Annotated in this window: 8 protein-coding genes; 4 read left to right on the top strand and 4 right to left on the bottom strand. The window is 28.7% G+C overall.

Annotation, left to right across the window (positions count from 1 at the left end):
* The first annotated feature begins 472 nt into the window (after positions 1 to 472).
* Positions 473 to 790, top strand: coding sequence for a DUF1904 family protein (locus RWQ73_RS00110; protein ID WP_314406078.1), 318 nt, complete (start codon positions 473 to 475; stop codon positions 788 to 790).
* Between the two features lie 69 nt (positions 791 to 859).
* Here RWQ73_RS00110 and RWQ73_RS00105 read toward each other — a convergent pair whose 3' ends face one another.
* From RWQ73_RS00105 to RWQ73_RS00095, 3 genes are all read right to left on the bottom strand, one after another.
* Entirely contained in the window at positions 860 to 2593 is a 1734-nt protein-coding gene (locus RWQ73_RS00105) for an ABC transporter ATP-binding protein (protein WP_314406077.1), read from the bottom strand.
* Positions 2580 to 4343 (bottom strand): ABC transporter ATP-binding protein, encoded by a 1764-nt coding sequence (locus tag RWQ73_RS00100; RefSeq protein WP_314406076.1) that lies wholly within the window; start codon positions 4341 to 4343, stop codon positions 2580 to 2582. The genes RWQ73_RS00105 and RWQ73_RS00100 overlap by 14 nt, the downstream gene beginning before the upstream one ends.
* Before the next feature lie 89 nt (positions 4344 to 4432).
* On the bottom strand, positions 4433 to 5044 hold the full coding sequence (locus RWQ73_RS00095) for a ribonuclease H family protein (RefSeq protein ID WP_314406075.1): 612 nt from the start codon (positions 5042 to 5044) through the stop codon (positions 4433 to 4435).
* Between the two features lie 454 nt (positions 5045 to 5498).
* On the opposite strand from RWQ73_RS00095, the gene RWQ73_RS00090 reads away from it, so the two are divergent.
* The 3 genes from RWQ73_RS00090 (at position 5499) to RWQ73_RS00080 (ending at position 13446) form a co-directional block, all read left to right on the top strand.
* A complete protein-coding gene (locus RWQ73_RS00090) occupies positions 5499 to 11147 on the top strand; it encodes an LPXTG cell wall anchor domain-containing protein (protein ID WP_314406074.1) in 5649 nt (1882 codons plus the stop codon).
* A gap of 419 nt (positions 11148 to 11566) precedes the next feature.
* On the top strand, positions 11567 to 12871 hold the full coding sequence (murC, locus tag RWQ73_RS00085) for a UDP-N-acetylmuramate--L-alanine ligase (protein WP_314406072.1): 1305 nt from the start codon (positions 11567 to 11569) through the stop codon (positions 12869 to 12871).
* Positions 12872 to 12930: 59 nt separating this feature from the next.
* The gene (locus tag RWQ73_RS00080; RefSeq protein WP_314406071.1) at positions 12931 to 13446 is read left to right on the top strand and encodes a DUF948 domain-containing protein; all 516 of its coding nucleotides are present in this window, start codon (positions 12931 to 12933) and stop codon (positions 13444 to 13446) included.
* A 134-nt stretch (positions 13447 to 13580) separates the two neighbouring features.
* Here the strand turns inward: RWQ73_RS00080 and RWQ73_RS00075 are convergent, their stop codons facing one another.
* A complete protein-coding gene (locus RWQ73_RS00075; protein ID WP_314406070.1) occupies positions 13581 to 14450 on the bottom strand; it encodes a LytTR family transcriptional regulator DNA-binding domain-containing protein in 870 nt (289 codons plus the stop codon).
* Between the last annotated feature and the right edge of the window lie 227 nt (positions 14451 to 14677).

Here is a 14677-nt window from a genome sequence, read left to right as displayed (position 1 = left end):
TTATCTCTATTACACATAAACAATACTCCAAAAGTATACCACGAATTATAATCCTAAGTAAATATTTTTAATATAATTTTAATACAAATTTAATACAAATTTAATATAATTTAATATTTGGCTTTAAATTATTATAATCTTACTAAGTGCTAATTAGAGAGTTTTTTCCTTTGCTTTTTATTTAAAATCTTCCACTAAATAACTTTAGAAAATAAAAATATAATAATTTAAATTAAAATGATAACATACTTTTTAAATTGTATTTTATTTCGATAAGTTTATCCCATATATTTATTATTAATACTAATATATCTATTTTTAATTTTATATATTAAATGATTTTAATATCGAAATTCTCTTTAAATCTTATTTTTTTATTGCTTTAAAATTTCTTTTAATCTATTTTCCAACAAAAACACACTATATTATGATATAATATAAGAAAACGAATTCAAAATAATGGAGGTCTATTATGCCACGTATAGTTGCTAGAGGATTTAAAAAAGAAGATTTAAAAAAAGTTAGTGCTGAGCTTTTCGACACTATTGCAGAAATAATCGAAAGACCACGTGAAGCTTTCACATTAGATTTAATTGAAAGTGTTGCTATTCTTGATGGAGAAGAAATTAGTAGGGCAAACTTAGAAATCGGATGGGTTCACCGTCCAGTTGAAATATGCGAAAAAGTCGCTAATGCTGTTAACGAACTTTTCAAACCACTTGGATATGAAACAGTTATGATTTCATTTAAAGATATTGACTTAGCTTACGAATTTGTATTCAAAAAATAATTATTAAAAAAAGGAGTAATTCGAAATCAAGATTTAATTCAATCTGATTTTTCGAATTACTCCAATTTTTTATCCTTTTACTTGAGTTTCATACATTTTCTTATAACTTCCATCTAGGTGCAACAACTCTTCGTGTGTTCCACTTTCAATTACTTTCCCTTTTCTAAGGACATAAATCATATCGGCATTTTTTATCGTCGATAATCTATGGGCTATTATAAGTGTCGTTCGCCCTTGTTTTAATTCTTCTATAGCTCGACTTACATTTTGTTCTGTTTCGCTGTCGATATTAGCCGTTGATTCATCAAGAATCAGAATCTTAGGATCTTTAGCTAAGGCTCTCGCTAGACAAATAAGTTGTTTCTCTCCTGTAGAAAAGTTACTTCCACCTATTTCTACCTTCGAAGCTAACGAACGACTTCCTAAAATGAAGTCACCCCCAACTCTAGACAATGCCTCTTTGGCAATTTTTTCATCGTTAGAAGTTGTAATATTTTCCAGTAAAGTACCTTCAAATAAAAATGAGTCTTGAAGTACTATCGCTGTTTTTTCTCTTAGATATTCCTTACTATAATCATTTATATTTCTACCATTAATTAAGATGTTACCTTTAGTCGCACTGTAAAACTTAACAATTAGGTTCATAATAGTACTCTTACCGCTTCCCGTATGTCCTACAAAAGCTACAGTTTGATTTTCTTTAATTTCAAGATTCAAATCACGAAGTACATAAAAATCATCTTTATAAGAAAAATAGACATCTTCAAATTTAATATTTCCTCGGAAATCATCTTTAATAATATCTTTACGGTTATCTTTCTCAACTTCCAACTTAAGTATCTCTTGAATATTTATAGCTGCACCTTGCGCTCTTATATAATTAGAAATCCCCATCGTAAAATCCGCAATTCTATAAATTATATCGGTAGTATAATTTATAAATAGATATACCATTCCCAATGTAATACCATAAACATTATTAAAGTGTGAATACGAATAGTAATAAACAATACCTATGAAAATCACAATTCTAAATATCCCTGTTATATTATGAAGTAATAGACTATCTACTAAATTTAATTTTTTCCAATATTTATAACGTTCTTCATTATGCTTATTCCAATCTTCAATACTTTCTTTCTCTTTATTGAAAGCTTTGATGATTTCTAAATTTTGATAATTTTCATTTATAATCCCATTACTTTGAGAAAATTTACGTCTGTATCCCTTAATACTATCTATAGATAACTTGTTGTAAATTTTTAATACTATAAACATCACTGGGAATAACGCTAGCATAAATAATCCAAAACGTACATCTACATAAAATAGCACAACATAAGAAAAAATAATCTTTAGCACGATTATTAATATCTGCACAAATGTCGAAACGAAAAATGTTCTAATTTGGTTAACATCACTCGTTATCCTAGATACTACAGAGCCAGCTGGCATATTATCAAAATACTTAATAGGCAGGCTTTGAATATGATCGTATACCTGCATCTGGATTCTAACATAAACCTCATTAGCTCCTTTAACTAAGTAAACATTTCTAATATAGTTAGATATTCCTGAACATAGTAATATAAGTCCATACCCAGCTATTACTACCAATGATTTTAAAATTATCTGACGTGTTAAATCTCCAGTTATACCATCAAAAACTTTCGACAACACATAAACTCCAGCAACACCTAACCCGACATTTAGTAATGAAAATACAAAACCAAGGACATATGATTTTTTTGCATATCTCATATAAGGAAGGAATTGAAATAACGGATTTTTATTCTTCATCATCTTCTACCTCCTTATTTTGATATTCATCTAGTTGTTTATACCAAGGACATTTCTCAAGTAGTTCATCATGCGTTCCAAAATCTAATATCTTCCCATTGTCTAATACAACTATTTTATTCGCATGTCTTACTGCGGAAATTCTATGTGCTACTATTATATTAGTCTTACCTTCTCGAGTTTTCTTAATATTTTCAATAATAGTTTTTTCAGTATTAGAATCTACAGCACTCAAACTGTCATCAAGTATTAAGATTTCAGGATTAGATAACAATGCTCTTGCTATACCTAGACGTTGTTTTTGACCACCCGATAGAGATATACCATTTTCTCCTACAAGAGTATCAATACCATCTTTAAATCTACTAATATCCTTTTTAAAATCAGCTTGTTCAAGAACGTCATCTAATTTATCTTCTAAATCATATCGATAAAAAAGAACATTTTCCTTTATAGATTTTGAGAACAGCTGATATTCTTGTGGTGCATATCCTATCTTAGCCCTTACAGAATAGTCATAATATCGCTCAATACCTTTACCATCAAGAAGTAGTGTATTTTCTTCTATTGGATATAGATGTAAAAACTGTTTAATGAAAGTTGTTTTCCCACTTCCTGTCTTCCCAACTACTCCTATAGTTTCACCTTTATTAATTGTAAAATTAATATCTTCAAGTACATGATTATTTCCCTCATAACCAAAATTAAAATCTCTAAATTCAATACTACTATTAAATTCAAAATCACTTTCGGCTAATTCATTATTAACATCAGCCTTCTTATCAGATATTTCCAATATTCTTTTAGTAGCCTGTCTAACTTCTATAAGCATAACAACTAGCTCTGATAAAGCAATATACGGCCACTGAATCATACCTATAACTACACAGACAGATATTAACTCCCCTAATGTCATCATTCCTAAATTAATAAAGTAAAAACCTCCGGCCACAGCTATAATATAACTTGTCGCTAAAGATATAGTATTTAACGGCTGATAAACGAGTGTTCTCTTCATGTATTTTTCATTACTTTTAGCATAGCTTCTAAGTTTTCCTACAAAACTATTTCTTACTTTATCTAGCAAGCTATAAGCTCTAATTACACGAATACCCTTAACATTTTCTAAAGTCTCTTCTGTAATTTCATCCATAGTTTTTGCCATTTTATTATAGTATTTTTCTTGTACTTTTCGTCTGCTCACTAAATAAATAGTCTGAAGAATCAAAGGTATATGAATCAATAATAAATACACAATGTTAGACTTATTATATATTAGAATACTTATAAATAAATTGTAAATTATTCCATCAAAAATTAATAAAATGCCATAACCAAAAAGTGGAGCTATGTAGTTCGTAATATCATTCGTAGATCTACTAATTACTTCACCTATACTGAATTTGTTAAAAAATATCGGAGTGTGCCTATAAATATCGTGTTGAATATCATATGTCATATCTTTAATGACTTTGTCATAACCTATAAAAGTATAGTATTCTTTAAAGAAGTAGACAATATACAATGCAATTCCCGCTAAAATAATTTTAATAATCTCATTAATTACACCGCTAAAATCAATACTCCCACCTGCTATACCATCGACAATATAACTCAACCTATCAGTCGGATATAATGTAAAATAATACGATGCAATAGAAACTAGCAAAGCAATCAAAATACGATTTCTATCTCTATAAATAAGATCAGCTATTTTATTTAGTATCTGCTTATTATCAATTGTTTTATTCATTTTTCACCCTCCTTCTTTTAAATTCTAATTACATTTTAATAATTATAACACATTTAAATACTTAAACAACTATCTTGTGAACTTATTTCTTAATTACTTTTATTTTTAAACTCTTCGATTGCATCCTTCGCAAGTTTATCAACAACTTCATTAAGTTCAACTCCAGTGTGTGCCTTTACTTTTACAAAATTAACCTTCACTACTGTTTTTACCTTATTATAAAATTTTACATAATCCTGTGTATAAGGTAAGTTCGCTTGCCAATCTCCAGTTGCCCACGCTTCTATTCCTTGATAATCATAAAACAATGTAATTTCACTAATTTTTTTATCTACAGCATACCACATAACAAATTTAGCTGCCTCTATTTCCCCAGCTACGTTATGTAAATTTGTATAATCTTCTCGATTTCCAGCATGTTTGTATTCATATTTTTTATCCCCATCTACTATGACTACACCAGAACCATAGATACCATTTATTCTATCGAAGCTACCATCGATATAAGCATATACTCCGTTAACTTCTTCTATATTCGCTATTTTTTCTTTATTACCTTCTAAGAAAGCTTCGGCTTCTGATAGTGTTTTAAAACTCTTATAAATTGCCCCCTTAAATCCAAAAACCTGTTCTTTGCACTCATCCCAAGTAGAAAATATACCCGTCTTTTTACCATTTTTTACTGCATAAAATTTTGACATCTTGCTCTCCTTATAAAATATTCCCTTATAGATTATACTACACAGAAAAAATATAGTAAATTTTTAAAAAGAAAATTCAAAATATACTAAGAAAAATTATTTTTTTAGTTTAGATACATTTTTGAAATAAGAAAAAACCATAAACAAGCCTATACAAATATTCTCTTAACTATTTTCACAAATAATAAAAAAACTAAATTTAAAATATTATTTTAAATTATCAAGTATAATTTTTATTAATTCAAGAAATTTTATTTTATTTTTTATATAAAAGATAGTGATAATCTATTTCAATTGAAACGTTTTTATGTTATAGTATAGGTGTCTATTATTTTTAAAGGTTGTTTTAATAGTGTTTATGTGAGCAGTTCAAAAAATTTAATTCATCTTTAATCAACCTTAAAAAATTAATTTAAAATAAGATTATTATATAAATATAAAAGGAGAATATTCCATGAAAACAAATAAATTATTAAAATCAAGTATGAGTGTTGCATTAGCACTTACTATATCTTCTATCACAGCTCAAGCTTGGCCTACAAATAACAATATAGCAAAAGCTGATTTCGGAGATACTGCAGCAACTCAACAAACTAAAAATGAATTAAATGCAGTCATCGATAAAATATTTAACGATCAATCTATCACAAATAGATATTTAGGAACTACATTTTTCCACAAAACTTCTAACTTCCCTTATTACCATGTGACATTTGAAAACCACCAAGTCCCTGATGATGTTATTGACACTACGCCTTGGTATAACATGTGGAGTGAAGCTGCTGCTGCAAAAGTAAAACTAGAGGCAAACTCTTACACAGAAAAAACAGCAAGAAATGCCATTAATACACTAAACTATTATATTCAACTTTATAACTTTGAAGTTAGTCATGATTTACACGACGATGGTTTCTACACAACAACGGATTTTAAAACACCTACAATGGTTTCTGTTTCTAGCGATGGTCAACAAGATTTCTATAAAAAAGTAGTTGACAATAAAGAAGAAATAAAAAATCTATTTAAAGAATCTTTAGTTGGTATTTACAAACAAGGGCAAGATATCGAAATCAATCTTGTAGCCAACCCAGATAAGGTAAGCAAAATTACAAGCTTTGTCGTTAATAAAGTATCTGGTTTAGATACAAACGTTAAATTAGGACCTTCTGCTGAAGATCAACGTATCATAGCATTTAGTGTTCCTGGCGAATTAAAAGCTGAGCAATTGGTAATATCTAACATGACTTATTTAGATAAAAATGGAAATAAACAACAAACTGGACCATTTGCATTAGATATAAACTATTCATCTGCACAAAAAAATAACGAAGCAATCCCTAAATATAGAGAAAAATTAAACGAGAAAATTCAAAACTGGATTGATCGTGGTAATAAAGTTAATGAATGGTTGCTAACAAAAGAGAACACTTCAGACACCGCTTCAGATTTCTCACAAAGAGCTAAAATTACTGAAGCTGTAACAAAATTACAAGAGTTGAAGCGTTCTGAAAATGCTAATTACGATAAACTTTATGAAATTTCTACACCAATTCACGAAATGGAGGATATTGCAACCTTACGAGAAGTATTAGATATTAAAGTTGCTAAACTTCTAGAATACTTCGAATTATATAACGAAAAAACATATACAAAAGAAAGTATCGAAAATTACAAAAAATATATTAAGAGCGTTCCTGCATTAAAAAATAATAAAAATATCAAAGAACTAGTTCAATTAATAAAAGATTTTGATAATGCGAACTTCACTTACTTGAAATACAATACTGCGGAGCTAAAAAGAATAATTGATATCGCTGATAGAAAAATAAAAAGTGAATACGAGCCTGTAACTCTTGAAAAATTCGAACAAGCATTAAATCACGCTAAAGACTGGATTAAGCAAACAGAAAGCTATAATCCTCAAATTAACGATACATCAGATCGTGTAAAACAATTAACAGATGCTATAAATAACCTTGTTAAAAAAGATGGACAAAAAGGAGATCCTGTCCCAGCTGGCCCTGTTAAAAACACTACAAAACAAGTTGCTCCATATAACGTAACAGCTAAATTCGTAGATAGAGGAGCAAAAACTCCTATAAAAACTATATATAATAGAGATCTGTCTGAATTAATTACTAATGTAGAGGTTCATGAACTAGGAAATGGGAAAAATGAAGTGATATTATCATTAGAACCTAAAATCATGGGAGGCTCAGTTGATTTTGCACTAGCTGACACTTTTAAATATAATAGCTTAGGTAATCCCGATACTGACGCTATTGTTTTAGAGAAAAAAAATATTGGTGGTCGTGATTATCCTACTAAATTAAAACTGATTGTTGACGCTACTAAAGAAAATATAGAGATAGCACTTTTAGGAAACTTCAACTTCAAAGACTCTTATTCATTAGGGAAAGACGGTATTGATAATTTCACTAGAGCCACAGATTTGTACATCGATTACTATTCTAAAGTTGAAGCAAAAAAAGAATCTCCTTTAAAAGCTGCTTTAAGAAATAAAATTGATTATTACAATAGTGATGCTGTACAAAATAATTATAAAGATTTAAAACAAGCATTCAAAACATCATTTAACCAATTGATTCTTCAAGTGCAAAATCTATTATCAAGTGACTCATTAACTCAACAACAAGTTGACAATATTATAAATAAACTGCTAGATGAAACTACAAAATTAGATTCTCTTGCTAACCTACATAAATCGCTACAAGGAGCAAAAGATTCTTACGAAAACGAATGGAAAAATAATACACATTATACGAATGAAAGTAAAGCACTGGTTAAAGAAAAACTAGATGCAGTTGAAGGTAAAATAAACGCTCTTGACCCAATTGATATAGAAGGTAAAAAACAAACATACTTGAGTGAATTTGAAAAAGAAGGTACCGTTATAGTTTATGAAAAATTGGATGAACTAACAGGTGAAGTGCAGCATTTAAGTGATTATCTTCGTATAAATACAGAAGAACTTTCAGGAGAAATCAAAAAAGCTGAAGAAGCATATAATAACTTCAATAAAGTTACTCAAGCTAAACTTAAACTTAAACAATTAATCGATGAAGCAAAATCTTATGTCGCTAATGCTAAACTAACTCCTGAATCTCCTAATACAGATGATCAAATTAATACAGATTTAACAGATTACTACAAAGAACAATTCAAGTTTGCTATTGCTGACTTAAACGGTTCCCAAGCCACAACAGAGACTATTTCTGCAAAAGAACAATTAAAAAATAAAATAGCCGAAGTTGAATTAATAAAACAAGGCAAAAAAGATCCATCTGCCTTTGTTACTTTAACAAATGAATTATCTAAAGCTAAAGAACTATTAAAAAATGATTCTGCTAGTGAAGAAACATTATTAACAGAATTAAATAAACTTACAAATTCAGTAAATACATTCAATAATTCTGCCGATACAACTCAAGAAAAACCAATTAATCCAACAGAATCTCCTTCTACAGATTCTAATAATAAAGTTCAATTGGATGGATCATTATTAAAACAAGATTTAACTAGCCCTTCTATGGCTAATGGAATAATTAAAAATGTATATCTAGTAACTGAAAACGGGAAAAATTATTTAGAATTAGATCTTATTCCTATGAATAATGGAACAACTAATGTTGCCGTTATGAGTAAACTTACATACTTCGATGGCGATACTGAAAAAGATGTTCAAGTATTAAAAGAAGATACAGCAAGTGTAACCTACAACAATCAAACTAATTCTTATAAATATCCTTCAAAAATTAGAATACCTATCGAAGGAAAACCAGCTACAATAAAACTTAACACTTTTGCAAGTAGTACACTATTCGGTACAGATAAACATGAAAACGTAGCTATATTATCATTAAAATATCCTAAAGAAAATGCTGCTATTACTGCGGATAAAAAACAATTAAGCGCGTTATTTGATGCAACAACAAGCAAATATTATGACAGTTGGAATAATGTATTTAAAAATGCAAACGTGAGTCAAGACATGGCAGTAATTAAAAACTTCGGTAACAAAATAAATGCTGCACAAAGTGTTTTAAAAAATAACACTGCTAGCACAGAAGATATTTCTACTGCATTCACAGAATTATCAGATTTAAAAAATCAATATGATCTACTTATCCAACTTAGAACTTCAAATGCAGAAGCTGAAGCTAACTTTAATTCTGATAAAGACAGCAAAAAATATAGCAAAGAAAGTATCAACGCTGTAGATAACTACCTTCAAGGAAAAATAGATAAATTAGAAGATTTAGTTCATAACAACCCTAAATCTAATGAAATATTGAAGCTATTTAATGACGTTCAAACATACTCTACTATGCTTAGATATGATACTTCAAAACTAGAAGAAGCTGTAAAAACTGCACAAGATAAAATCGCTACTAATAAATACTCAGAGGAATCTAAAAGCAATTTAACTGCAGTTATTACTAAAGCTACAGAGTTCATCAATAAAGCTAAAGAAACTAGAAACTTAGAAGACACTCGCTCTACTCTTATAAAAGAGATTGAAGATGCAGTTAATGGATTAAAAGAAGCGACTCCAGCTGAGGAAAACAAACCTAACGACAAAGTCGATAATCCTGTCAACAACGAAGGAAATAAACCTAACGACAAAGTTGATACACCTACTAATAACGAAGGCAACTCTTCTAACGGTAATGGCGAAAACTCTAACAACGAAGGAAATAAACCTAATGACAAAGTCGATAATCCTGTCAACAACGAAGGAAATAAACCTAACGAATCTGAAGCTGATCAAACAGCTAAAAAACTTGCTACTGAAAAAGCAAATCTTCTTTTACCTCTAGAAACAGCTAAAATACTAGTTAACGATGATAAAGATAAAACTGAGATTAATAAAGAAGAATATACTAAATTAAAAGAAGCTACTGAAAAAGCTCAAAAAGTATACGATGAAGAAAAATCTGTAGAGAAAATCAAAGAAGAAAAATCAAACTTAGATAAAGCCTTAGAACAATATTCTAAACATAAAACTGACAAAGAAAATAACTCTAACACAGGTAATAACAATTCTAATGTAGTTAAACCTGATGATAACTCTAACTCAGGTAACAACAATTCTAATGTAGTTAAACCTGATGATAACTCTAACTCAGGTAATAACAATTCTACTACAGTTAAACCTGGTGATAACTCTAACTCAGGCAACAACAATTCTAATGTAGTTAAACCTGATGATAACTCTAACTCAGGCAACAACAATTCTACTGTAGTCACACCTAGTGATAACTCTAACTCAGGTAACAATAATTCTAATGTAGTTAAACCTGACGATAACTCTAACTCAGGTAACAACAATTCTAATGTAGTTAAACCTAGCGATAACTCTAACTTAGGTAACAACAATTCTAATGTAGTTAAACCTGACGATAACTCTAACTCAGGTAACGACAATTCTAATGTAGTTAATCCTGAAAACAACCCAAATCCATCTGACAATATTATAAATAATATATTCTCAAACGATGCTTTTGGAGTTAAAGTTACCCTAACAGACAAAACAAACACAGCAAAACTATCAGTAACACCAGTAGAAGATAAAGCCCTAACAACTACAGTTTTAGAAAAATTAAATTTACCAGCAGATAATCAAATCAGAATATTAGACTTGAAACTTCTTGATAAAAACAACACTGTTGTTGACTCAAACTCAAAACGTACTGTAGCTATAGTATTAAAAGAAGGAGAAAAAGATGTCGCTATCTATCACATAAAAGATAACGGGGAGTTAAAATTAATAGACTCTACTATAAAAGATGGTGTTGTAACATTTGAAATAGATCACTTCAGTAAATTCGCAATAGTATCTAACGCAAACAAACCAAGTAATTCTCCTAGTGAAAATTCTACTTCAAATCATAATCCTGCAGGTAATACACCTACTCAAAGCAAGCAACAAAGTGAAGTTACACAGCCTAATACTAGTGCATCACTTAACAAATTATTACCTAAAACTGGATTAACAAATTCTAACTTAGCTTCATTAGTCACTTTAGGATTAATTTTAAGTGGAGCAGCAATCTTCTCTAGAAGAAAACATAGAAGATAATAATAGTATATGCATTATCTACTTTAAATAAAATTGTTTAACTTATTAACAGCATTAATATTTTCATTACATTACAATATAAACAATAACTTTGTAATAATATGATAGTAGATTATGTATAACAAATATTATTTAAATCTTCTTCAACACTAAATATAAATACATACGAGCAACTCTATTTAATCGATTCTCTAATGTCGTTAAACATGGGTTGCTCTTCTAATATCATCAACTTAAAAATATCCTAAATATAATATTATTACTTTCAAATGAAAAATTAAGAAAATTTTTGAAAGTATTCATTTATAAAACATCCCTATTAATTGAATTTTTATCCATTTTGGTGTAAAATTGAATTGCTTATGGAAAAAAATAAGGAAATTTTTTATGTTAATATAGACAATTTAGGAGATAGGTTAATGAGTAAATATCATTTTATAGGTATTAAAGGTTCCGGTATGAGCTCACTTGCACAGATTGCTCATGATATGGGGCACGAAGTACAAGGTTCAGACGAAGAAACATACTTTTTTACACAAGAAAAATTAGAGCAAAGAAACATTCCAATGTTTTATTATGGAGCAGAAAATATTAAAGAAGGTTATGAAATTATTCTAGGGAACGCCTTTAATGATACACATATTGAATTTAGAAGAGCAAAAGAATTAGGTTTAAAAACTTATACTTACGCACAATTCCTTGGTAAACTTCTTTCTGATGTACCGTCAATCGCAATTACTGGAGCACATGGAAAAACAACTACAACTACAATGACAAGTTGTATCTTTAAACATAGTCACGTTACATCGTATTTAATTGGAGATGGGACTGGTCATGGTGAAAAAAATTCTGAATATATAATTGCAGAAGCATGTGAATATTACAGACACTTCCTTGCATATCATCCAGATTATGCAGTTGTAACAAACATAGATTTTGATCATCCTGATTATTTTAATGATGAACACGATATGTTTGATGCCTTTCAAAGTTTTGTAAATCAAGTTAAAAATACAGTTGTTATATGTGGAGATGATCGATTAGCATCTAAACTTAAACCAGCTAATGCAAAAACTATTAAATATGGATTTAATGATGGGAACGACTATCAAATTAAAAATATTCGAACTACATCAGAGCACAGTGAGTTTGACATATACAAAAATTCTAAACTTTTAGGAACATTCACTATGCCTATTTTCGGATTACACGATATTTCTAATGCTACATCAGCAATAGCTTTAGCTGATATAAATGGAATCAGTATAGAAAAAATCCAAGAATCTCTTAGTCAGTACAAACCTGCAGAAAGAAGATTTAGTGAACACAAACTTGGAAATAATGTAATAGTAGACGACTACGCTCACCATCCAAGCGAAATTAGAGCAACTATCGACAGTGCACGTAGAAAATATACAGATAAACAAGTTATCGCTATCTTCCAACCACACACTTATACACGTACAGCTAAATTCTTAAATGAATTCGCTGAAAGTTTGGAAACAGCCGATCGAGTATTCCTTTGTCCAATTTTTGCTTCTGTTCGTGAAAAAGAAAAAATCGTGGGAATAGAAGATTTACAAAAAGTAACTAAAGGAGCTCAAATAATAAATAGAGAAGACGATTTTGATAAACTTAATTTTGATAATAGTGTTTTCCTATTTATGGGGGCTGGAAATATAAACAAACTTTGTCATAAATTTATAGAACAAAAATCAAAATAATTAATTATATTATCATCAAATTTTAATTATAATTAATTATATTCAAGGAGGAAAATTTTATGTTAGATATAAACTGGTTAATTTTAGCATACGCTGGAATCTTTTTAGCAGGTGTAGGAGTTCTAATCCTATGCATAAGCACAGCAATTACACTTGGAACTGTTAGAAAATCTTTAAATGTTGCTACAGAATGTGTAGAGGATGTCACAAATGTCGCTGAAGAAGCGCTTGTTCTTGCTAAAGATTTAAATAACACAGTTAAAAAAGTTGAAGGTAACTTAGAACCAATTATGGCAGAAGCTAATATATTACTACAAAATACAAATATCTTAGCTGAAGACTTACAAGTTAAATCTGAAAAATTAGACCCTTTATTCAACTCTGCCGAAGGATTAGCATCATCTATCAATGGACTACAATCTTCAGTAGATAACATGAAATCTAATGTTACTGGATTCAAAAAAAACACAGATCAAAAAATCGAAAATCTTTCTGGAAAAGTAGAAGAAAACAAAGCTAAAGCATCTAATCTACTTAACAAATTCTTAAAGAAAGATAAAGTAGAAGAAAAATAATATTTAAAATAAAAATTAAAAAACATTTCTATGTCAGGTATTCTTTAAAAAGTATTTTATAATCTGTTATAAAATTTAGAGGAGCAACACAAAATCATTAATTTGTGTTGCTCCTCCTTTTGGACAACTGAATCTTACATATTCTCTCTTAATTTTATATTTATCTCACTTATACTATTTTTAATACTAAAATATCGAACTATTCCTATTAAAACATAAACCACAGTAGCTGTAATCAGCATTAAAATTAAAGTAGTAAGACTACTAAACCATTTCAAATAATAACCCGCTAACACAAGTGGTAACATAATAAGAAAATAATGTGATACAAATACTATTACTATGTTATCATTTAACTTACTTTGAAATACTTTACCAGCTAATCCTTGTAATAAACCTAAAATAGCATATACTAAGGTTTGAATTAATACTGCCGTATTTAGATTATCAAAACTCTGAATATACAATGGCATGCCAGGATAAAACTGACCATACAAAATACCAAATATTAGATTAATAACGTTTCCTACTCCTACCCCTAACAACATAAATATTATAATTTTTTGAAATAATTTCATTTTAATACCTCCTATAACTTTTAACATCCTACGTGATACATAACTTATGTCCGAATTTTTATAATTTATAACTATTGTTCCTCTCAATCCTAAATCTAAGCTATGAATATATTTAACATTAGCTATTTCACTTTGAGATATTTTTATAAAATCCTTAGTTAATGTACTCTGCACTTCATATAATTTTTTTCTAACAATAAATCTACCTTCAACTGTAACTACATATACTTTTCTATCTTCAACATATACCCTTATAATATCCTCCGTATTTAATAAACGTACTTTCCCATCTAAAACTCCTATAAAGTAATCTTCCTTATTTTCTATATAATTCACTAAATTTTGAATCTTATCATTCACTTTATTTGCTGATATAGTAACTATTATTTCTTCAAATTTCTTATCTATATTTAATTCTACTTTCACATTTTCACCTCCTTTCATATATTTAATTCAACTTTCATATCTTTAGCTCCTTTCATAATTATATTTTATATAATAAATATTTAAAAATCTATAGATAATGCATATTCGGTTAGTTTTCTTGTTTATTCGGTAAATTATGTGCTAATTACAAATACTTAGCAAATACATATATAATTTATAAAAAAAATATTTAACTAATATAATAACTAAAATCAAAATACGTTTTC

Source organism: uncultured Gemella sp. (assembly GCF_963525875.1).
Classification (GTDB): Bacteria; Bacillota; Bacilli; order Staphylococcales; family Gemellaceae; genus Gemella.
This window is presented reverse-complemented; position numbering and strand designations above follow the sequence as displayed.